General features: G+C 56.0%; 8 protein-coding genes. 3 read left to right on the forward strand and 5 right to left on the reverse strand.

The window, feature by feature from the left end:
• Positions 1-25: 25 nt before the first annotated feature.
• On the reverse strand, positions 26-2638 hold the full coding sequence (locus EJ361_RS16220) for a DUF7133 domain-containing protein (RefSeq protein WP_126246688.1): 2613 nt from the start codon (positions 2636-2638) through the stop codon (positions 26-28).
• Positions 2639-2996: 358 nt separating this feature from the next.
• On the opposite strand from EJ361_RS16220, the gene EJ361_RS16225 reads away from it, so the two are divergent.
• Positions 2997-4169 (forward strand): purple acid phosphatase family protein, encoded by a 1173-nt coding sequence (locus tag EJ361_RS16225; protein WP_126246689.1) that lies wholly within the window; start codon positions 2997-2999, stop codon positions 4167-4169.
• A gap of 49 nt (positions 4170-4218) precedes the next feature.
• On the opposite strand, the gene EJ361_RS16230 is transcribed toward EJ361_RS16225, so the two are convergent.
• On the reverse strand, positions 4219-5442 hold the full coding sequence (locus tag EJ361_RS16230; RefSeq protein ID WP_126246690.1) for an MFS transporter: 1224 nt from the start codon (positions 5440-5442) through the stop codon (positions 4219-4221).
• A 97-nt stretch (positions 5443-5539) separates the two neighbouring features.
• Between EJ361_RS16230 and EJ361_RS16235 the strand changes: the two genes are divergently transcribed.
• Positions 5540-6424 carry a LysR family transcriptional regulator gene (locus EJ361_RS16235; protein WP_126246691.1) on the forward strand — a complete coding sequence of 295 codons (885 nt, stop codon included), beginning with the start codon at positions 5540-5542 and terminating at the stop codon, positions 6422-6424.
• A gap of 114 nt (positions 6425-6538) precedes the next feature.
• Complete coding sequence (locus EJ361_RS16240) at positions 6539-7813, forward strand: outer membrane protein assembly factor BamB family protein (protein WP_126246692.1); 1275 nt, start codon at positions 6539-6541, stop codon at positions 7811-7813.
• An 87-nt stretch (positions 7814-7900) separates the two neighbouring features.
• Here the strand turns inward: EJ361_RS16240 and EJ361_RS16245 are convergent, their stop codons facing one another.
• From EJ361_RS16245 to EJ361_RS16255, 3 genes are read right to left on the reverse strand one after another with little or no spacing between them, the layout of a single operon-like run.
• Complete coding sequence (locus EJ361_RS16245; RefSeq protein ID WP_126246693.1) at positions 7901-9889, reverse strand: OmpA family protein; 1989 nt, start codon at positions 9887-9889, stop codon at positions 7901-7903.
• Positions 9890-9907: 18 nt separating this feature from the next.
• Complete coding sequence (locus EJ361_RS16250; RefSeq protein WP_164714291.1) at positions 9908-10918, reverse strand: PorP/SprF family type IX secretion system membrane protein; 1011 nt, start codon at positions 10916-10918, stop codon at positions 9908-9910.
• Between the two features lie 32 nt (positions 10919-10950).
• Positions 10951-24669, reverse strand: a complete 13719-nt coding sequence (locus tag EJ361_RS16255; protein WP_126246695.1) for an Ig-like domain-containing protein — start codon at positions 24667-24669, stop codon at positions 10951-10953.
• Positions 24670-24767 lie beyond the last annotated feature (98 nt).

The following is a 24767-nucleotide window of genomic DNA, read 5'->3' on the forward strand; positions in this document are numbered from 1 at the left end:
GCTTTATCAAATATTTGCAAAGTCGTTATTTCTTCTGTTGCGACAGGAAAGTCACCAGCGAAGCCAGTTCCTGGTAAGAAAGGGCGTTCGCCAGGCCGGCCGGCATCATGGAATTCTTCATTTCCTTGCGGGATGCGATGTCGGAAGCCTTCAGCGTGGTCACGTTGCCGCCGATGTCGCGCAGCACCACTTTGGAAGCGGTTTCTTCGGTCACGAAGCCCATGTAGGATTTTTTGTCTTTCGTGGTGATCATCACGGTCGCAAAACCCTGGGAAATGGAAGCATTCGGTTTGAGGATGGACTCGGCGATCTGTTCGCGGTTCATGATCGAGCCGATCTGGCCCATGAACGGACCTTTCATCTTCTCGCCCTTGTTGATGCTATGGCAGGCCACGCAACCCTGGGCGGTGAAGAGCAGTTTCCCTTTCGCAGGGTCTCCCTTGATGTTGTTCACGGCGATCAGCACGTCTTCGATAGACGATTTGCCTACCTGTCCTTTTTTATTCTTGATCTTTTCGAGGTCTACTTTCGGTTCGTTTTTGGCTACCGCGACTGCTTTCTTCGCCGGTGCGAATGCGGCGATCTCCATACGGTTGCGCTCGTCGAGGTCGGTGAAGAACTGCTTGCGGGCGGGCGCTTTCAACGCTTCACGCTTCAGGAACTTCTCGATGGCCGCCGAACCTTCCCAGGTCACCGCTTTATAGTACGGGCCGTGAGAATCCGGACGGGTGCCCCACCACCAGGAGGCGTCGTAATCGGCTTCCTTCTTGTAAAGACGGGCCAGCGTGGTAATGATCTGGTCCTTTTGTTTCAGGGTTTTGGCCAGCGGATACGCCGCCAGCAGTCCGTTCACCGCTTTGGTGTCGTGCATGTAACGGAGCGACCACAGCGCCAGCGCACCGTTGGGGCCATTGATGGCCGCCACGGCAGCGTCTACCGCATGCAGTTTCACCAGCGACTGCACCGCCAGGTGCGGCAATACGATCGCGGCGTTGGGGGTTGCGTGCGGACCTTCGGTGCCTTTCGCCGGCGCCACGAACGTTGCAGGCACCTTCGTCTGCAACAGGGCTGCCGCTGCTTCCGGACGGCCCAAGCGGCCGAGGCCTACGATGGCCGCTGCGGCTACGCGGGGCGAGGGGTCTTTAATGCCTTCCAGGAACGGATCGATGGAAACGTCGGCTACCAGGCCCTTGCGGTCTGCCAGGGCACGCAGTGCGTGCTCGCGGACAGTGGCGTCTTTGGTAAGACCGGTCAGTCCGGCGATACCATCATGGCCAGCCACCTGGGCGTAGGTATAAATACCTGCAACCCGGGCGTACAAAGGCGCTTCCATATCTACCGCCACGGCGAGCGCCGCCGCGGAAGCCGCCTGTTTATCCTGCCGGGAAACGAGCTCCTGGGAAGCGGCCAGGCGCGCTACCGAACTGGGGGATTTCAGCATCGCCGCCAGTTCTGCAACGGAAGATTTCGTGATATCGGGGAATGCGGTATATGTCCAGTCTTTGGGAACTGCCCGGATGATGTATCCTTTATCGGGGCTGCCGGAATAGCCGGCGCCGTCCCATGCGGAAAGGTACAGCCGGCCGGAACCGTCCACATCGAGGTCGGTGATCTGCGGAATACCGAGGAACTCTTCTTCTTTCTGCGTGAAGGTGGCACCATCGGCCGTTACGCGGTGAATGTAGAGCATGCTCCTGCCCCAATCCGCCATCATGGGCACGTTGGTGAATTTCTCCGGCCAGTTGGGTTCGGACATGTACAGCGCGCCCGTTCCAGAACCGCCGCCAACGTCTACCAGCGCGGGCAGGATCTCGTCGGTGAAGTGCTGGAACAATACGGGGTAGCCATATTCGCCCGACTGGATGTGGTGCGAGAAACGCACGTTCCAGCCACCGCCGTCGTTGGTGTTTTCACGGGTGAACACGTTCATGAACGGGTCGATGGCCACGTCGTACACGTTACGGGTACCGTGGGTGAAGACTTCCATCTCCGTACCGTCGGGCCGTACACGTACGATGCCGCCGCCGAGCATGGTCATTTTCTTGCCGGAACGGTCGGTGGCGTTGTGGAACCCGAAGTCGCCCACGGAAATATAGATCCATCCGTCGATACCCATGCGGATACCGTTGGTAGCGTGGTCGGTGCCGCGCTCCTGGATGTATTTGGTGTTGCTGAGGTCGGTCACCAGCGGCTGGGGAGCCCCGTCCGCCTTGCCGTCTCCGTCATTGTCTTCGAACAGCACGAGCGACATGCCCGTGGCTTTCCCGGTTTCTGCGGAGAAGGTGGTGTGGAGGACGTACACTTTTTTGCCGATCACGAGGATGCCGCGGGGGTTGTCTACCACGGCGAATTCGGTGTGCGCGTCCATTTTGCCGTCGTTATCGCTGTCTGTCAGCCGCAGGATACGGCCTTTTCCGGGGTCTTTCCCGAGCGAGCCGATCATGTCTACCCCTACGAATACGTCGCCATTGGGCGCTACCGCAAGGCAGGCCGGGCTGGGGGTAATATCCGGGCCGGCAAAACGGGAAATGGTCAATTCCGGGGGATCGGACAATTTGAATTTCTTGTCTCCCATGTAGAAGTTTGCGCCAGCCAGTACCGATGCGGTGCAGAGCAGGGCAAGCGAAGTTTTGATCATCGTGTTATGTGCTGTTTAAGAGCGTACGGTTAAAATGCTTATCAAATGAGCCGCTCAAAGTAATCAATAAATTTTCCGGAAGGAAATTTTTTCCATGGATTGTGTACTTCGTACGCTTAGTGAACGGCTCCGGACCGCCAAAACCCCTTACCAACGGGCATTTCAGCCATTTCCACCCCTTCCGGCCCAACCGGCTAAATTCTGGACGAAAGGTGGTGGCGGCGGATGGAAGGAAGCGGTCCGGAATCCGTAAGTACGGACCGAATTCCGCTGAAATCGATTTCAGGATAGAAATTCCTGCTGAAATCCCCCTATCTTGTTTGCGCCGCAGGAAACCGGCTATCTTAATCCTTAATTGATGAAAAATTACCTATTGCTACTGGGCGCCTTTGTCGTGGCCCCGCTGTTCGTATTCAGCCAGGAAGCTTTCAAGATCACGCATGGCCCGTATTTGCAGGCGCTCGGGGAAACCGGCGTCAACATCGTGTGGACGACCAGCAAAAATTCCATCGCCTGGGTGGAACTGGCGCCGGCAGACGATTCCCACTTCTACGCGAAAGAACGGCCGAAGTACTTCGCCGCCGCACACGGACAGAAAACGGAAGGCACCGTGCACAACGTGCGCATCGAAGGATTGCAACCCGCCACCAAATACCGTTACCGCATCTATTCGCAGGAAATCCTCAGCCACGAAAGCTACATCGTCAAATACGGCAACATCGCCGCCAGCGCCGCTTACCGGGCCGAGCTGCCTACTTTCACCACGCTCGATCCCCGTGCAACGGAAACCGGCTTCGCCATGGTGAACGACATCCACCAGCAAAGCGACGTGTTGAAGAAACTGCTCTCACAGGTAGACTGGAAACAACACCAGTTGGTGTTCTTCAACGGCGACATGCAGAACAATTCCCGCAACGAAGCACAGATATTCAGTTCGTTCATGGATACGGCGATCAGTCTTTTCGCCGACCGCGTGCCCATGTACTACGCCCGCGGTAACCACGAAACGCGGGGCGAGTTCGCCAGTGCGTTCCCCCGGTATTTCCCTACGGCCAACGGCCAGCTGTACTATATTTTCCGCACGGGCCCCGTGTGCTTCGTGGTGCTGGATACCGGCGAAGACAAACCCGATTCCGACATCGAATACACCGGCATCGCGGATTACGACACCTACCGCACGCAGCAGGCCGCCTGGCTGAAAGCAGCATTGAAACGGCCGGAGTACACCGAAGCGCCGTATAAAGTGGTGATCGCCCACATTCCGCCGTTTGGCGGCTGGCATGGGGAAAAGGAAGTAGCGGAAAAATTCGTGCCGCTGCTGAACCAGGCCGGCGCGCAGGTGATGCTGTCCGGCCATTTACACCGCAACGTGAAAAGGATGCCCGAAGCCGGCGCCTGGAATTTCCCGGTGCTGGTGAATTCCAACACCTCCATCGTGAAAGCCAAAGCGGATGCGAAACAATTGCAGATCGAAGTGTTCGATCTGGCGGGAAAAAAGATCGATGAAGTGATCGTGCAACCTTCGAAATAAGATTCCTCGTCCATATGGAAAGCCCGCTCCACCGAGCGGGTTTTTCTTTTTAAGAAGCTTTGCGAATGGCCACGGGTCCCGCCAGCGTATGTACCACGGCGGTTTTGCGGATGAGCAGCGAAACGAGGAGGTTGACCGCGGCTAACACCGCCAGTACCCACACAAATGCCGCCACGCCCATCGACTGGATCACCCATCCGCCCACGAACGGCGTAGCCGCCTGCGCGATGAGCTGCGGGCGCGCCAGTTTGCCCATGAGCGCCGCATAACCGTCTGCCCCGAACAGATGCAGCGGCAGCGTACCTCTCAGGATCGTCCGCATCCCGTTCCCCACGCCATACGAAACGATGCCCATCGCAGCCAGCGCAGGGCTCCCCAGCAGCAAACCCATCCCGGTCAGGACGCCTGCGGACGAAATCGCCGTAGCCGTCAATTGCGACTTCTTCGGCCAGAAAAGGTCCAGGAACCGCACGCCCACCTGGCTCGGGCCCAGCAGCGTGCCGACACCCACGGCCGCGGGGAGCGACAGCCTGTTGTTCCGCAAAATATCGATCATGTGGACAGACATGCCCGTCATCAGCACGGCGCCGATGGTGAGGTGCACCATTACCAGGTAGTAGACTTTCGGCTCGCCGGCAACTATGGGCGCAACGTCGCGGTGGGGCCGTGGAGCTGGCGGCGCGGCCGTACCTGCATTTTTAGGGAAGATGTATGTGTATACGGGAAAAATGATCACCAGCAAAGCCGCTGCGTAAATGAGCAACATGCCCCGCCAGCCGAATTGCCCCAGCAACAGCGTAAGCAGCGGCCAGATAATGGTAGTGCAAAAACCGGAGATAAGTGTGATGTAGGTAAACGCCTTCCCGGCTGTGGCGCCATAACGCTTGCCCAGCGCGGCGAACAGCGCATCATACAAGCCAAGGGCCATGCCCACGCCGACAACGGCCCATCCCAGGAAAAACACGGCAACATGCGGGGCAATGGCGGCAATGGCCAGTCCACCGGCGATAACGAACCCGCTGAACCGCATGATCCGCTCGCCGTGCGGCTTCCCGATCACCCGGCCGATGAAGGGCGCCATGATCCCGGATATCAGCAAGGCCAGCGATAAAGCGCCGTATACCAGCTCGTGCGGCCAGCCTGTGTCCTGCACGATGGGCTCGCCTACGATGGCCATAAGGAAGAAGGAACCACCCCATAAAAGTATTTGCGTCAGTCCCAAAACGAGGCCAAGGCTCCGGGAAGGCGAAAGGGTCTGTTGAACGGCATCCATCGGGTAAGACGGTTTATTTCATGGCGAAGTTCCCAACAATGCCTAAATTTGAAAAACGGTATTTTTCTATCACATCCATCGATAAAACCGATTAATAATGGAACTGCGGCAATTGCGGTATTTTCTGAAGGCGAAGGAAATGGGGAATTTCACGGAAGCGGCGAGATTGCTGCATATCAGCCAGAGCACACTTTCGCAGCAGATCAAGCAGTTGGAAGAAGAGCTGGGCGTTCCATTGTTTAACCGGGTGGGCAAACGCGTGGTGATCACCGAAGCCGGGCAACTGTTTTCCGATTACGCCCTGCAAAGCGTCCACAAGGCGGAAAGCGGGCTCCAGGTGCTGCGCGACCTCAACAATCTCGAAACCGGCGAAATCCGGATCGGCCTCACGTACGGCCTCCGCCCCGTGCTCGCCCCTGCCCTCATCCGGTTCATGGAAACACACCCCAACATCCGGGTGCAGGTGGTGTTGGGCACGTCTGCAGAAATGATCGAAAAACTCCAGCATTTCGAATTCGACTTCGTGCTTACGTTCCATGAAGCCGAAAAAGAAAAAGACCTCCGCTACCAGCTGCTTTTCGAATCGCCCATGACGCTCGTCATGGCGCCCGGCATGCCGCTGGCGAAAAAGAAAAGCGTGAGCCTGGAAGAAGCCGCCCGCCTGCCGCTCGCCCTGCCCGCACAGGGCTACAGCACGAGGGCCTTCATCTCCGAAGTACTGTCCCTGAAAAACCTCTCCCCCAACATCTCCCTCGAGATCAACGATATCCACATGCTCCTGGAAGTGGTGCGCTCGGGCGAATGGTACTCCATCCTCATCCGCACCTCCATCCGGCAGGAAGATGGCGTAACGGCAGTCCCCATCACCGGGAAAAACATGCGCCGAAAAGCGATGATCATTTCATTGCGGGAATCGTATGAAAAGAAAGCGGTGACGGAGTTTTACAGATTATTGAAGGAAACGTCGAAACGGATGGGGTAATAGTATGATGCCGGCCGCGACGCTACACCGCGTTGTAAAAGACGCCATGGTATTAAGCATATATTAATTGCATGGAATTGATTAGCTTACTGATCCACAAAACCATTTAGCCTTATGCCCCCTCCCTTCATCCAACGACTCAAAAACATTTCCCTTCTGGCTTCCCTGGTTGCCATCCCTCTTTCCACGCACGCACAATCCTGGCAGTTCAAAGGCGAAGGCCGGTTCTTCAGTGCGCCCACACTTGCAGGCAACTCGATTTTGGCGGGCAGTTCCGCAGGCCATCTGTACGCGATCGATGTACAATCCGGTCAACAGCGATGGAAATTCTCCGCAGGAAAGGAAATCGCCACCCAACCCTGCATCGCCGGCAACACGGCCGTGGTCGGGAGTTACGACGGGAATTATTATGGCGTGAACATCAAGAACGGACTGGCCGTCTGGACATTCAAAACCGGCGGGGAACGGAAGAACGGCGGCAAAGGGCTCTGGTCCATGCAACCCGCCACCGATTACATGGAAGACCCGTACGACTTCTTCCTCTCCGCTCCCGCTACCGATGGCAAAAGCGTGTTCTTCGGCAGCAGCGACAGTTCCATCTACGCGCTCGACGCCGCCACGGGCAACCTCCGCTGGAAATTCCGTACCAGCGCACCCGTTCACGGCGGCGCGGCGTATAGTAACAACACAGTCGTGATCGGCAGCTGGGACACTTATGTTTACGCGCTCGACGCCAAAACCGGCCAACTCAAATGGAAATTCAAAACCGGGACAGACACCCTGTACGGCGGCGTGCTCGAAGGCATCCAGGCGCGGCCGGCCATCGCAGGCGGCCGGGTGTTCGTAGGCGCGCGGGATGCGAAGTTCCGTGCGATCGACCTGGCTACCGGTAAGCTCATCTGGACGTACGACGGCGGCAACGCCTGGATATCGGGAACAGCGGAAATAGACGGGGATCATGTGTACGTGGGCACTTCGGACTCCTACCTCCTGCTGAAACTCGATGCAGAAACCGGGAAAGAGATCTTTCGCAACAAAGGCGGCGGTTATATTTTCGGCGCGCCGGCAGTGAGCAAAGACCTTGTCGCTTATGGCGATTTCACCGGCAGGATGTACCTGCTCAACAAAGATTCCCTGGACGTTTTCCGCACCTTCGACACCCCGGGCCGCAAGGCCCACGGCACATCCCTGCTCGACCGCGACCAGATCGACTTCCTGTTCCTCGCCAAAGGCGCGATCCCGGAAAAATATAGCACTACCCTCCTTGTGATAGACAAACTCTATGCCCTCGGCCCCATCACCGCAGCGCCGCTGATCGCCGGGAACACGGTGTTTGTTGCGTCTACCGACGGTACCGTGTATGCCATCCCGTTACCAAACAAACGATAAACGGCCGTTCCGATAAAAATGTAAGCGCCGGGCACAGGGCCCGGCGCTTTTTTGTGGTGTATTCGTCCTGTTGAAATCCCCCATGGATTATCGTTTGAGTATCCGCGCTTCCAGGCGGCGGTTTTGCTGATGAGCCGCTTCGGTACATTCCACGCCGTCCGCACAGTTGTTCGTGAGGCGGCTTTCGCCGTAGCCCACGGTTTTGAGCCTTTCCCGGCCTATACCTTTGTTTACCAGGTAATCTGCGGCGGCTGCGGCGCGGCGTTCAGACAGCGTGATGTTGTAGGCATGCGTATGCCGGCTGTCGGTATGCGCGCCCAGTTCCACCAACAGCCCCGGGAAGCGGTCCATGATTTCCGCCAGGGAATCCAGTGCGGTGAGGCTTTCGGGGCGGAGGCGGTAACCATCCCGGTCGAAGTAAATGCGCACCAGGTGCATGACGTCTCCCGGCCGGGGAACGCCGGCCTGCAAATGCAAACCGATCTTCACGGTGTCTTCCCTTCCGGCGGTGAAACTTTTGGATGCAGACCAGCCATTGCCGGGGCCCGACGCCGATACAACATACCGGTGACCGTCCGTGAGCACCATGTATGCTTTTCCATCATCCTGCGTATGCAACGTCCAGCTGTCGTTGCGGTTCTCGTCCGTCAACATCACTGTGGCCCCGGCGGCTGGTTGTTCTGATCCCTGTTCGAAGACACTGGTTTCCAGTATGAATATTTTTCTGCCGGTTGTTATCGCCGGTTTCGAGAGCGTTTCGGGAATCAATCCATACAGATCATCCCCGCCCATTCCCCCTTTCCGGTTGGATGCGAAGAGCTCGATCCCGGTTGGGCCGCTCTTCAGGTGGAAATCGTCGCCCGGTGAGTTGTAGCCGGATTTCAGGTTGATGGGATGGCCCCAATTCTGACCTGCGCCTTCGGCTACGAACAGGTCGAACCCGCCCATGCCCGGATGCCCTTTGCTGGAGAAGTACAGCCAGCCTTCTTCGTTCACTGTCGGGAAGGCTTCTTCCTCCGGCGTGTTGATGGCGCCGCCGCAGTTCTTTGGCGCGCTCCAGGCGCCGTCTGCCTGCTGTTCGCAAAACCAGATGTCGGTCTGGCCTTGTCCACCGGGCATGTCTGCCGTGAAATACAAAGTTTTCCCGTCGGCCGAAACGGCGGCATGGCCGATGGAATATTGCGGATTGTTGTAAGCGAAGGGCGCGGGCGCTTGCCAGCCGTTCCGGCCCCTGACGCTCACGAACAATTCCAGTCTGCGGGTGCGGTATTTTTCATGCCGGCCTTCCTTTTGGGCTACGGGTTTCCCCGGGCTCGTGACGGTGATGAACGCCGTATCGCCTCCCGGCGAAAACGCTACCGGGCCAACGTGATACCGGAAATCGTTCAGCACGTTGTCGAACCCGCGGACCGCGGTGGCGTCGGGGTTGCGGTGGATGGTGTCTACCGTGTACAATTTCTGGAAGGCGTTGCCGGTGCGGCGGTATTGCTGCAGGGAGGCCTTCTGCCGGGGATCGAGCATGGTGGCGCGGAGGCTGTCGGAGGTAAAAACGAGCTGCCCGTCCCCGTTCCAGGTTGCGCCCCAATCGGCCGCGGCGGTATTAAGGTCCCGGAGGTTCGAGATAACCGGCGGCGTGTCGGCCATCCATGCGATGGCGGAATCGCAGCCGGCGATGCGCGCGTCCGCTTCCATCCCTCCCTTTTCCCGGTAACGGGCATACATTTCCTTCGCCGCTGTATAATCGCCGGTGCTTTTCAGGGCATCGCCGTAATGGAGAAAGTCGGCAGGAAGGGCGTCTTTGCTTTCCGTGATTTTGCGGTAGCATTCGGCTGCTTTATCGTATTCATCGAGCTGGCGGTAACAATCGGCGAGCATCCGCAGCTGTTGGGTTTTGAAAAATTTCCTATTTGCCGCTTCTTCGAAGAAAACGGCGGCTTTCCGGTATTCGTACCGGAGATAATGTACCTCCGCCCTGTCTCTGGCAGTCCGCTGTTCCTGCGCTGATGCAGGATGGGCCGCGATGCCTGCCCCGATGCACAGGAGGACTGACAGTTGCCGTATCGCACGTATGTTCATAGATTTCAAGCTGTTAGATTAGAAATACCGTGGACTGATGATCCGTTCTCCATTTTGTTTCCGGGGAAAGAGGATACCGATCGAAATCTCATGCGATCCCGTCTGGTAACTGGCGATGCCGCTCAGTGCGAAGTCGTACGAATAGCCGATCCTGATCCTGTCTCCCGCGAAATATTCCACCATGGCGCTGGCTGCGTTGGCCCTGCGGAGCCCGTCCTGCAACGTTTTTTTATTGAGCAGCGGAACGGACGAGCGGTACGATCCGCCGATCCAGAGTTTTTCCGACACGAGTGCGAACAGGTTGAGATCGAAGCTGGTGGGGCCGTGAAAATCTTCCTTGATCATGATGGAAGGTTTCAGTTTGACATCTGCATCGAGATCGATCATGCAACCGGTGGTGAAGTAGACGTGGCGGGTCCGTTTGATGACGAGGTATTCCGTTTGCGAGCCGCCGATATGCACGGAGTTGTCGAGTGTTTGGGAAAAGAGCTGCAGCACGGAGGCGCCCGCGTAGAAATCCGGTGTGTAATAGTACATCCCGAAACTGGCGTCCGGCTTGAAGGCGCTGATTTTTCCCGTGGGCGCATAGGGATCGTTGGGATCGGTCAGTTGGAGGGAATTCCCGGTAACGCTGTACTGTGCAACGCTGACGGCCAGCCCGAGGTTCAGGCGGCGGGAGCCCGATTCGTTGAGCGGAATGCGGTAGGCGTAGGAACCGGAAACGGACATGTATTCCTGCGGGCCCGATTTATCCCAGAGCGCCTGGATGCCGAGGCCGACCTTTTCATTATCGGCCCAGGCGGGCAGTCCGTCGAAAGAGATGATCCCCGTGGTGGGGGCGCCGGGAAAATCGGCCCATTGCTTCCGGAAGGTGGCGTTGAGGTAACCATCGCCCCGGTAACCGGCGTAGGCGGGGTTAACGGCCAGTCCGTTGAACACATACTGGCTGAATTGCACTTCCTGCTGGGCGGCGGCCGGAAAGGCGGCCGCCGTTGCGAGGAAGATCATCCCTATTATTTTGTTGCGCATGAGCATCGTTTTTTTGGTCGTTCAGGATTCGGTTATTTAAGCAGCTGGATCCAGCCTTTGATGACTTTCGGACCTTGCGGCATGTCGACTTTCAGGATATAATAGTAAGTACCGCCAGAGAGGCCGTCGCCATCCCATTTATTGTCGTACAGGGCTTTGTGGTATACTTCGTTCCCCCATCTGTTGAAGACGGTGAGCGAAACCCGCTGGAATTTGTGCAGATCGGGGATCACGAAGCGGTCGTTAAGCCCGTCGCCGTTCGGCGTGATGGCGTTGGGGATGAAGAATTCCTCTTCGCCCACATATATCCTTACCACGGCTTCGTTCGACAATGTTCCGTGTACATCGCGCATCCGGTACCTGAATTCTTCCGCGCCTTTGAAACCTGGCAGCGGAGAGAAGGTGACGGTGCCGTCGGGGTTGATGGTGACGGAGCCTCTTGCCGGCTGGCGCGAGATGACGAGTGAAGCCGGATCGATGGCGCCTTTGTCGTTTGTGAGCACAGGGATCTGTACGCGCTGGTCGGGCCGGATGTTGAGCGTATCATTCACGGCCAGGGGCAGGACGTCTACGCTGATGGTAACGGTGGCGGTATTGGACGGGAGGTTACCGGTGTTGTGGACGATGTAGGTGAACCGGTCCGTACCTGCAAAGCCGGGGGCCGGTGAGTACCGAACGGTTCCGTTGGATGCAACGGATACGGTGCCGTTGGCGGGTTGCGCCTGAATGGCGACGGTTGCAAGGTCGATGGCGCCATTATCCTGCGTATCGTTTGCCACTACATTGATATTGACCGGTTGCGCCTGGTAGGTGCGGGCCTGGTCGTCTATGGCAACGGGAGGAACTTGCGGTGTGCAGGTTTTCACGTTGATGGTGATGGACTGGCTGGCGGTGCAACCGGCGGTGGTGTTCACGGTGTAGGTGATGGTGGTTGTACCGGTGGTGAGGGCGGTAACCACACCATTAACATCGATGGTGGCCACGGTGGAGTTGGAGGATGTCCAGGTGCCGTTGGGGGTGGCGTTTGTGAGAGTTGCAGATGTGTTTACGCAGAGGTTGGTGTTTCCGGAGATCGGGCCAACGTTCGGCGCTGCGTTCACGGTTACGGTGGTGGATTGCGATGTTGTGCAACCTGTTGTGTTGGTAACGGTGTAGGTGATGGTGGTTGTACCGGCGGTGAGGCCTGTTACGATACCATCTGCATCGATAGTAGCCACGGTGGTGTTGGAGGATGTCCAGGTGCCATTGGCCATCGCGTTGTCCAGATCAGTCGTCTGACCCACGCAAACATCGGTCGTGCCGGTGATTGTACCCGCACTTGGCAGTGCGTTTACCGTTATAGTAGTTGTTGTAGTTGCAATACAACCGGATGTGTTGGTTACGGTGTAGGTGATGGTGGTTGTACCGGCGGTGAGGCCTGTAATGATACCATTCGCATCAATTGTAGCCACGGTGGTGTTGGAGGATGTCCAGGTGCCGTTGGCCGCTGCGTTATCCAGATCAGTCGTCAGACCCACGCAAACATTGGTCGTGCCGGTGATTGTACCCGCATTGGGCAGTGCGTTTACCGTTATAGTAGTTGTTGTAGTTGCAGTACAACCAGATGTGTTGGTTACGGTGTAGGTGATGGTGGTTGTACCGGCGGTGAGGCCTATTACGATACCACCTGCATCAATAGTAGCCACAGCAGGATCGGACGAAGTCCAAACCCCACCAGCAATCGCATTGTCCAAATCAGTCATCAGACCCACACATACATCGACCGTACCAGTGATCGTACCGGCATTCGGCAGCGCATTCACCGTTATAATCGTAGTTGCCGTAGAAATACAACCGGAAGTGCTGGTTACGGTGTAAGTGATGGTGGTTGTACCGGAAGTGAGACCGGTTACAACACCACCTGCATCAATAGTAGCCACAGCCGGATTGGACGAAGTCCAAACCCCACCAGCAATCGCGTTATCCAAATCAGTCGTCAGACCCACACATACATCGGTCGTACCCGTAATCGTACCTGCACTGGGCAGTGCGTTCACAGTTACAGTCGTAGTTGCCGTTGCAATACAACCGGAAGTGCTGGTTATGGTGTAAGTGATGGTAGTTGTACCGGCAGTAAGACCGGATACAACACCACCTGCATCAATAGTAGCCACAGCCGGATTGGACGAAGTCCAAACCCCACCAGCAATCGCGTTATCCAGATCAGTCGTCAGACCCACACATACATCGGTCGTACCCGTAATCGTACCGGCATTGGGCAGCGCATTCACAGTTACAGTAGTTGTAGCTGTTGCAACGCAACCGGAAGTGCTGGTTACGGTGTAGGTGATGGTGGTTGTGCCGGCGGCAAGACCGGTCACAACACCACCTGCATCAATAGTAGCCACAGCCGGATTGGACTTCGTCCAATCCCCACCAGCAATCGCGTTATCCAAATCAGTCGTCAAACCCACACATACATCGACCGTACCAGTGATAGTGCCGGCATTCGGCAGCGCATTCACCGTTACATTGGTAGTTGCCGTTGCAACGCAACCGGATGTGCTGGTTACGGTGTAAGTGATGGTGGTTGTACCGGCGGTGAGGCCTGTTGCGATACCATCTGCATCTATCGTAGCCACAGCAGGATCGGACGAAGTCCAAACCCCACCAGCAATCGCATTGTCCAAATCAGTCGTCAGACCCATACATACATCGACCGTACCAGTGATCGTACCGGCATTCGGCAGCGCATTCACCGTTATAATCGTAGTTGCCGTAGAAATACAACCGGATGTGCTGGTTACGGTGTAGGTGATGGTAGTTGTACCGTCGGTGAGGCCTGTTACGATACCACCTGCATCAATAGTAGCCACGGTGGTGTTGGAGGATGCCCAGGTGCCGTTGGCCGCTGCGTTATCCAGATCAGTCGTCAGACCCACGCAAACATTGGTCGTGCCAGTGATAGTGCCGGCATTCGGCAGCGCATTCACAGTTACAGTCGTAGTTGCTGTAGAAATACAACCGGATGCGCTGGTTACGGTGTAAGTAATGGTGGTTGTACCGGCGGTGAGGCCTGTTACGATACCACCTGCATCTATTGTAGCCACAGTAGTGTTGGAGGATGTCCAAACCCCACCAGCAATCGCGTTGTCCAGATCATTCGACTGACCCACACAAACATCCGTGATGCCGGTTATTGTGCCGGCATTGGGCAGTGCGTTTACCGTTATAGTAGTTGTTGTAGTTGAAATACAACCGGATGTGTTGGTTACGGTGTAGGTGATGGTGGTTGTACCGGCGGTGAGACCGGTTACGATACCATCTGCATCTATCGTAGCCACGGTGGTGTTGGAGGATGCCCAAGTGCCGTTGGCCACTGCGTTATCCAGATCAGTCGTCAGACCCACGCAAACATTGGTCGTGCCGGTAATTATGCCGGCTATGGGCAGTGCGTTTACCGTTATAGTAGTTGTTGTAGTTGCAACGCAACCGGATGGGTTGGTTACGGTGTAGGTAATGGTGGTTGTACCGGCGGTGAGACCGGTTACGATACCATCTGCATCTATCGTAGCCACGGTGGTGTTGGAGGATGCCCAAGTGCCGTTGGCCACTGCGTTTTCCAGATCAGTCGTCAGACCCACACATACATCAGTAGTACCCGTAATCGTACCTGCACTGGGCAGTGCGTTCACAGTTACAGTCGTAGTTGCCGTTGCGATACAACCGGAAGTGCTGGTTATGGTGTAAGTGATGGTAGTTGTACCGGCAGTGAGACCAGTTACAACACCACCTGCATCAATAGTAGCCACAGCCGGATTCGACGAAGTCCAAACCCCACCAGCAATCGCGTTGTCCAAATCAGTCGTCAGACCCACACATACATCGACAGTACCAGTGATTGTTCCGGCATTCGGCAGGGCATTCACTGTTATAATCGTAGTTGCTGTAGAAATACAACCGGATGCGCTGGTTACGGTGTAAGTGATGGTGGTTGTACCGGAAGTGAGACCGGTTACAACACCACCTGCATCAATAGTAGCCACAGCCGGATTGGACGAAGTCCAAACCCCACCAGCAATCGCGTTATCCAAATCAGTCGTCAGACCCACACATACATCGGTCGTACCCGTGATCACACCGGCATTCGGCAGTGCATTTACCGATATAGTCGTTGTAGCCGTTGCAACGCAACCGGATGTACTGGTCACGGTGTAGGTAATGGTGGTTGTACCGGCGGTGAGCCCTGTTACAACACCACCTGCATCTATCGTAGCCACAGCGGAATTGGACGAAGTCCAAACCCCACCAGCAATCGCGTTGTCCAGATCATTCGTCTGACCCACACAAACATCCGAGATGCCGGTTATTGTGCCGGCATTGGGCAGTGCGTTTACAGTCAAAGTAGTTGTTGCAGTTGCAACGCAACCAGAAGTGCTGGTTACGGTGTAGGTAATGGTGGTTGTGCCGGCGGCAAGACCGGTCACAACACCACCTGCATCAATAGTAGCCACAGCCGGATTGGACGAAGTCCAAACCCCACCAGCAATCGCGTTATCCAAATCAGTCATCAGACCCACACATACATCATTAGTACCAGTGATCGTACCTGCATTCGGCAGCGCATTCACCGTTACATTGGTAGTTGCCGTTGCAACGCAACCGGATGTGCTGGTTACGGTGTAGGTGATGGTGGTTGTACCGGCGGTGAGACCGGTTACAACACCACCTGCATCAATAGTAGCCACAGCGGGATTGGACGAAGTCCAAACCCCACCAGCAACCGCGTTATCCAAATCAGTCGTCAGACCCACACATACATCAGCAGTACCAGTGATTGTACCTGCACTGGGCAGTGCGTTTACAGTTATAGTAGTTGTTGTAGTTGCAATACAACCGGATGCGCTGGTTACGGTGTAGGTGATGGTGGTTGTACCGGCGGCGAGGCCAGTTACAATACCCCCTGCATCAATAGTAGCCACAGCGGAATTGGACGAAGTCCAAACCCCACCAGCAATCGCGTTATCCAAATCAGTCGTCAGACCCACACATACATCGAAAGCACCCGTGATCGTACCGGCATTCGGCAGGGCATTCACTGTTATAATCGTAGTTGCTGTAGAAATACAACCGGATGCGCTGGTTACGGTGTAAGTGATGGTGGTTGTACCGGCAGTGAGGCCAGTAACAACACCACCTGCATCTATCGTAGCCACAGCGGGATTGGACGAAGTCCAAACCCCACCAGCAATCGCGTTATCCAAATTATTCATCAGACCCACACAAACATTGGTTGAGCCGGTAATTGTGCCGGCATTCGGCAGTGCATTTACAGTTACAATAGTAGTAGCCGTTGCAACGCAACCGGATGTGCTGGTTACGGTGTAAGTGATGGTGGTTGTACCGGCGGTGAGGCCTGTTACGATACCACCTGCATCAATAGTAGCCACAGCCGGATTCGACGAAGTCCAAACCCCACCAGCAATCGCGTTATCCAAATCAGTCGTCAGACCTACACATACATCGAAAGTACCCGTGATCGTACCGGCATTCGGCAGGGCATTCACTGTTATAATCGTAGTTGCTGTAGAAATACAACCGGATGCGCCAGTTACAGTGTAGGTGATGGTGGTCGTACCGGAAGTGAGACCGGTTACAACACCACCTGCATCAATAGTAGCCACAGCGGAATTGGACGAAGTCCAAACCCCACCAGCAACCGCGTTATCCAAATCAGTCGTCAGACCTATACATACATCGGTCGTACCCGTGATCGTACCGGCATTCGGCAGTGCGTTCACAGTTATAGTCGTAGTTGCTGTAGAAATACAACCGGATGCACTAGTTACAGTGTAGGTGATGGTGATTGTACCGGCGGTGAGCCCTGTTACAACACCACCTGCATCTATCGTAGCCACAGCGGAATTGGACGAAGTCCAAACCCCACCAGCAATCGCGTTATCCAGATCAGTCGTCAGACCGACACATACATCGACAGTACCAGTGATCGTACCTGCATTCGGCAGCGCATTCACAGTTACAGTAGCCGTTTCAGTAGCCACACATCCAACTACACTGGTCACCGTGTAAGAAATCGTCGTCACCCCTGCAGTAAGGCCCGTCACGACACCATTCGCGTCAATAGTAGCCACAGCAGGATTGGACGAAGTCCAAACCCCACCAGCAACCGCGTTATCCAAATCAGTCGTCAGCCCCACGCAAACATCGGTTGTACCGGTGATTGTACCGGCATTGGGCAGTGCATTCACCGTTATCGTAACGGATTCGGTGGTTTCACAACCCGCCGCGCTGGTCACCGTATAAGTTACGGTAGTCGTTCCCGCTGTAACGCCTGTCACAATACCATTTGCGTCAATCGTCGCGACAGCAGGATTGAACGATGTCCAAACGCCACCCGGCGTCGCGTTATCCAAATCAGTCGTCAGTCCCACACAGACATCGGCCGTTCCCGATATCGACGGCACAACCGGCAGTGCATTCACTGTAACCGTAACCGATTCGGTAGCTACGCAGCCAGTTCCATCCGTCAATGAATAAGAAATTATCGCCGTTCCTGCGGCCACCCCGGTCACTACACCAAATGCATCAATCGTTGCCACAGCCGGATCGGAAGACGACCATACTCCACCGGAAGTGGTGTTGGCCATCGTGATCGTCGATCCCTCACACACAGCATTCGCACCCGTGATCGGATCCACCAACGGCAATGCCTTCACCGTCACCGTCGTAGTCTGGAAATCTTCACAACCCAAACCATTCGTGACCGTATAAGTAATAATAGCCGTTCCCGGAGATACGCCCGTCACCTTTCCTGACCCATCGATCGCAGCCACGGCAACGTCAGACGAAGACCATACACCGGCCGGCGTAGCGCTCGACAAATCGGTGGTACCCGTCACACATACATCGGTAATACCGCTGATCGGCGCTACCACCGGCAATGCATGCACGGTAACCGTAACCGACTCCGAAGCCTCGCATCCTACCCCGTTCGTAACAGTATAGGTAATTATAGCCGTACCGGCAGCAACGCCCTGCACTTCACCCATCGCATTGATCGTAGCCACTACCGTACTGGAAGACGACCACGTTCCGTTCGGTGTAGTGTTCACCAATGTCGTCCCGGATCCCGCACACATCACCGTAATCCCCGAAATCGGGTTTACAGCCGGCAGCGCATTCACCGTAACGGTTGCCGTTCTCACAGAAACACATCCTGCCGCGTTGGTCACCGTATAGGAAATTATCGCCGTCCCTGCAGATACGCCTGTCACCTCCCCTGATCCATCAATCGTCGCAATGGCAGGATCGGAAGAAGACCATACGCCCGCTGCCGTTGTATTCGACAAAGTAGTCGTGCCACCGATGCAGACGCTGGTCACACCCAGGATCGGACTCACTGCCGTCTCGGCATTCACGGTGAAGGTAGTCGACCGCGTCCCCACGCAACCTGCAGGATCGGTAAATGTATAAGTAATCGTTGTTGTACCAGCAGCTACGCCCGTCACTTCTCCTGCCGCGTCGATCGTTGCTACGGCAGTATTGGAAGACGACCAGATGCCATTGGCCGTAGTATTGGTCAATGTAGTACCGGATCCCGCGCAAATAGCGGAAAGGCCCGCAATCGGGTCCACCACCGGCAATGCGTTCACCGTTACCGTAGTAGATTGGGCGAATTCACAACCCGATCCGTTGGCAACCGTATAAGTAATGGAAGTGGTACCGGCAGATATGGCCGTTACTTCCCCGTTAAGGTCTATCGTTGCCACAGCGGTATTGGAAGATGACCAGGTACCGCCCGGCGTAGCGCTCTGCAGGGAAGTGGTGCCGTTCACACACACGTCGGTAGTGCCGGTAACCGGCGCCACTGCAGGCAAAGCATTCACCGTAATGCTCTCCGTTTGTGAGGAAACACATCCGGTAGCGCCCACGTATGTATAAGTGATGGACGTTGTGCCGGCAGCGATGCCCGTCACCACACCAAACGCATCGACAGTGGCGATGCCGGGGTCCAACACCGACCAGCCGCCTCCTGACGGAGTACCGGTCAGGGTAATATTCTTTCCGACGCATATATCCGCGATGCCCGCAATCGGGTCCACCACGGGCGAAGGGTGCACGGTAAACGAAACCGACTGTACAGAGATACAGCCAGACGCCTCCGTTACCGTATAGGAAATAGTTGTTGTTCCTGCTGATACGCCCGTCACATCGCCCGACAGATCAATCGTAGCCACGGCGGTATTGGAAGAAGACCAAACACCTCCGGGCGTAGCATTCGCCAAAAGGGCGTGCGTACCAATGCAGGCATTGGTGATACCGGTGATGGGAGCCATCGCGATCGGCGATTGCACCGTTACGTTAAATGTCACCGATGCATTGCAGCTGGCGCTGTTGGATACGAGATAGGTGATCTGGGTAGTGCCAGGGGTAAATCCCGTCAGTTCCCCGGTTACAGCATTAATTGTTGCCACTCCCGTGTTTCCGGAAGACCAGGTGCCGCCCGTTGTCTGGCTGGACAGTGTGATGGTGCCGCCCGTGCAAACCGTATTGCTGCCCGAGATCGGGGCTACGATGAGCGGGGTGTTCACGGTAAACGGCGTCGTACGCACCGTTGCGCAGCCGTTCGCGTTGGTTACGGTGTAGGAAATAATGGCCGTTCCGGGGGAAATCGCTGTCACCAGCCCCAACGGATCAATCGCGGCAACGCCGGTGTTGCTGGAAGACCAGGTCCCGCCAGGCGTGGCATTGGTCAAATAGGTAAAGTCTCCGTCGCAGATGGAGTTGGTGCCGGAAATAGCCGCCACCGCCGTTTTCGCGCTCACCGTCACAACGGCCGGCTGCGTTGCGGCGCAACCCGTTCCGTTGGTGATCGTATAATGAATGGTGGCCGTACCGGCCGCAACGCCCGTTACATTGCCATTGAGGTCTACAGTGGCTATGGATGTGTTGAGGGAAGACCAAACGCCGCCCGGAGTTGCGCTGGACAAAGCGGTTACCTCTCCCAGGCAAACGGTAGTAGTCCCTGTAATAACACCCACGGTCGGCGGTGCGCTGACCGTAACGATAGCCGACTGCGTCGAAACACAGCCGCCGGGATAGGTTACCGTATAGGTAATGGTGGCCGTACCGGCTGCTACGCCTGTCACAACGCCACTTCCGTCAACCGTCGCAATGGTGGTGCCGGAAGAAGACCAGGTGCCTCCCGGCGTTGTGCTGGTTAAAGCGGTGGAGCCTCCGATACAAACGGTCATGGTACCGGTAACCGGTGCAATAGCCGGCGGCAGGCTCACGGTAACGGTGGCAATTTTGCTGGCCGAGCATCCTGCGGGGTTCATCACCACATAAGTAATGTCTGCGGTACCCACACCCATGCCCGTTACTTCACCGGTTAGGGGGTCTACGGCAGCAATGCCGATGTTGGAAGATGACCAGACACCGCCCGCCGTGGGGTTCGACAGCATGGTGCTACCGCCTACGCAAACGGAAGTGGAGCCTGTGATGGCCGTCATCACCGGGAGGTCGTTGACGGTAATATTGATCGTCTGGCTGGATTTGCATCCTGCCGGGTTGGTTACTTCATAAGTAATAACGGCCGTACCTGCGGATACACCGGTCACAACGCCGGCAGCACTGATGGTGGCTACGGCCGTGTTCCCGCTTTTCCAGGTACCGCCGGGAGTAGCGTTCGCCAATGGTGTGGTTTCCGTCACGCACACGCCGGGCGTGCCCGTGATGGCGGCTACCACCGGCAATGCGTTCACCGTCATGGCGTGGGTTACCGCGTTTACGCAACCCGCGCCGGAGGTAACAGTATAAGTTAAAGTGACATTCCCTGCCGCAACGCCGGTCACAACACCGGATGCGTCTATTGTAGCCAGTGCCGGGTCGCTGGTGGTCCAGACGCCGCCGGGCGTGGCATTGGTCAATGTTTTGGTTTCACCGGCGCAAATGACTGCGTCGCCCGCGATGGGGTCAACGGGCACCACGGCCTGGGTGATCTTGATCGTATCCTTTACATTACAGCCATCGGGGAAAGTAACGCTCACGCGGTAGGTGCCGGGCGCCGTCACGTTTAATGTTTCGCCCGAGCTGCCGTCGCTCCAGGTATACACGGATCCTGGCGCACCGAAGAAGCCGGAGGTATTCAGGGTAACGGGGAATGCGCTTGCGCATAGTTCCTGGTCGGGTCCCAGGCCCAGGATCGGGGCGGCGTCGTCTTTCGGCGCAATTACCCATCCGGTGTTACCACCGAGGTTATCGCTATGTTCCTTCGTCTGGAAAGTAGCGCCACCGGTAGCGGTCTGCCGCTCGAGGCGCACGTAGTCGAAAATCACCTGTCCGCCCGTTTTCACGATCGTTGCGGGCGTGGTATTGGAACTGCGGATCTCCGTTAACCGGCAAGGCGTGCCGCTACCGAACCATTCGCCGGTAATGGTGTTGGTCGAACCGCCGTTGATCCGGTAAATGCTACCGGGGAAAAACACCAGTTTTCCCAAGGTATTGTTCGTTCCATAAAGCCCGCCGCTCCCTTTATATTCTACATAGTTAATTGTATTGTTATTGCCGTTGATACCCGCCACGGATGCCTGGTGCGGATTGGTGAAGACCAGCGAATCCGCCGTGATATTGGATATGACCGCGTGATTGCTCTGCGTTCCGGAAATGTTGATAACATTGTATGCACCTCCGTTAAGGGCCACGATACCGGTTATACGGGAATTGGCGGCATTGACCGTTCTGTTGACGAAAGTGCCGTTATATTGTAAAAAGCCGGTAAGATTGGCATCCGAGATATCCAACTGAATATTATTGTCGATACCTACGTTACTGAGATTGGCGAGGGTAATATTCCTTCCCGCGATGCTGAATTTCCCTGTTGTCAGCTTGATATCGGTATTCAGGTTCGAGTAGTCGCTGAGCATGGTTACGCCACCACCGCTTATCTTGCTGATGTCCAGGTCAAAATTACCCAGCGTACTTCCGGAGATCGTCACAATTTCAGTACCCATCATCCTGATCTGTCCGTTGATAAAACCTGTCGGGTTCAGCACCAGGTTCCCCCAGCATTCCGCGACCCAGGCGCTGTTTTTATCCAGTAAAGGATTGTTGGCAGCGCCGGTCCAGTCCATGTTATGGAAATAGGCGTTGCCGGTAGCAATGGTCACAGTTTTGGAAGCTGCCGTAAACCCGGAGTTAGCGTCGAAAAATACGTCGTTGCCCGCCGTGGGGATACAGGCGCCACCAGGGCCGCCGCTCGAATTGCTCCAATGGGCGGCATCGTTCCAGTCGCCGGCACCGCCAACCCAGTAACGGGCGCCGCCTGCTGTAGAATTAATGGTCCAGCCGCTGTTGCCGCCGGCATCGGCACCACTGAATGGGATCGGCAGCGTCAACGAACCGCCGCCACCTGCGGCGGCGATATTTTCCATATACACGTTATCGATCTGCACGGTGGCATTCGCCCCGAAATTAAGCGTGCTGATGGCCGCCGAACCGCTCCGGATCTCTCCCAGGCCGCTGCACGAAGGATGTACCGCGCTGAAATATTTGTTGATATTGGTATTGGAAGCCAGGAAGAAAGTAAAGTTCCTGTTCGGCGCCAAAATCAGGGAGTCGATGTTGTTCCCGTTAGCCCTTATCTGGCCCCGGCCTTTGAACTCGAGCCGGCGGATCACGTTGCCGCCAAGGATCCGCGCTCCGCTCGTCAGCGATGTATTGCTCATCGTCAGCCATCCAAACGTGGTGTTGGCGATATCATAGACGATTTCACCGGCAGAAAGCACCTCCACGTCATTATATACCAGGCCGCGCGTATAGATGGAACTGCCGACACGGAGATAGGAATTCGCGGCCGACATCGTATGCCCGGAACCGCCAAACTCCCAATTATTGACGAGGATAATGGCGTTGTCGATATACACATTCCGGCCGAGGTTTCCGCCAGATGCGAATCCGTTGATGTTGACCGTACGCCCGGTCATGTCGACACCGCCTCTTTGCAGGGAGATCGCGCTCAGGGGATTGGTCCAGTTGTCTGCAAGCGTAACCTTCGCCCCGAATCCCGCCCTGTATTTCCGGATGATGAACCCGAGGGCGCCGCTCGTTGCACCATTTGTAGTGATCGTAGCATCCGCTTCACCCGGCATGAAAAGGATCGCGTTCATGGTAACCGTCGGGTCGAGCACAACAGAGCCGTAAACCTGCAAGTTATAGGTAGGGCTCTCGCTGAAAACAGGGCTCGCGGCCACCCCGGTCCAGGTCATATCCTTGCAGTAAGTATTTCCCGTGGTGGTTACCACATTATTGCCCGCAGCGAATCCGCTTGCGGCATTGAAGATTACGTTATCATTGATAAAGGGGATACATGCACCTCCCGGGCCGCCGCTGCTGGTGCTCCAGTGCGCATTATCGTTCCAGTCGCCAGCTCCGCCCACCCAGTAAAGGGTGGTGCCGGGAGTGGCAGGTTGTACGATATTCCACCCGGTATTTCCTTCATTATCGATACCATTTACGGTGATGGGCGTCATCGGCCCCTGTGCGGTCATATTCGTAAGCAGTACGTTGTCGATTTCCACAGCTGCGCCGGCAGTAAACTGAAGCGTACCCACACCTCCGCTGCCTGAAATTTCTGTAAACCCGTTGCATGGTGCCCCGCCCGCCCTGAACAATTTATTGACGGTAACAGCGCCCGATACCGTAATATTCTTATTGGGCATCGTGATCAGGGTGTCAAAAGTGGCGGTAGCGCCGTCAACGGTACCGAAAGGCCCGTTCACCTGGGCATATTGCACCTTGTTATTCAACCCGCCCATAAATCCGCCAAGTTTAAACAACACATACTTCACATCGTTCGAGGAAGTACGTATCGATCCCCAGCCATGAAAAATCAGCGTATCGATCGTATTATTGTCAGCGATCCGGGCTTCCGAATTCAGCAAAACCGTTGTAAACTCCAGTTTCCTGAACGTGCTGCCCGACACCGTATGTTCGGTGGCGTACCTGTTCCGGATCTCCACTTCATTATAAGTTCCGCCATCCGAATAAAACCGGTTGGTACTGATCCTGCTTCCTGCCGCGGAAAGCACCAATCCTGCTCCTACCCCGCTATAATTATAGGAAAGGTCGAGGGTAGCATTGGTAATATCCATCGTACGCGCCCCCGGCTGGTCTGTCCCGAAAGCATACATGCTGATCTTGCGGCCGGCCACATTCAATCCGCCCGTAAAAAGCGTAATCACGTTACGGTTAAAGGTGTTGTTGTTAGCCACATAATCATCTGCGAACGTCACAACCGCACCACCCGTTTTCCGGATATTATAAGTCATATTCACGTTCGCCGGGCCGTTGGCCATTACCGTCGTATTCGTACTGCCCACCATGTCTATCGCCAGTGCGGAATAAGCGACGTTTGGCTGGATAGACACATTGCCCGAAACGGAAATAACGAAGTTGTTGTTGGACCTGTCCATCCTCGGCGTTCCCGGCAGCCCCGGCATCCAGGTGAAGTTGTTACAATACACATTCGCATCTACCGTCACGATCCAGAGGCCCGCAGCTCCTGCTGGCGGCCCGAAGATCACGTTATCGGCAGAGCCGGGCACAAACGTCGGGATCGCTCCTGTGGGGCTGCCCAGCCGCCAGTTGTTCAGGTTACTCCAGGTACCCGATCCAACCACCCAGTAATAATCGGCGGCCATCATCGGCAGGGTCAGGAATAGCAATACGAAAAGGGAAAGAATCTTCTTCATGAGGATCGGTGTATGCAAATGGTTATCGGTAAGGCGCCTCCGGATGTCCGGACGCGACAGTCAAATGAGGTGCAGTATGAACAGGGCTACGTAAAGGT

The sequence above is a fragment of the Chitinophaga rhizosphaerae genome, from assembly GCF_003958645.1.
In the GTDB taxonomy this organism is placed as follows: Bacteria; Bacteroidota; Bacteroidia; order Chitinophagales; family Chitinophagaceae; genus Chitinophaga; species Chitinophaga rhizosphaerae.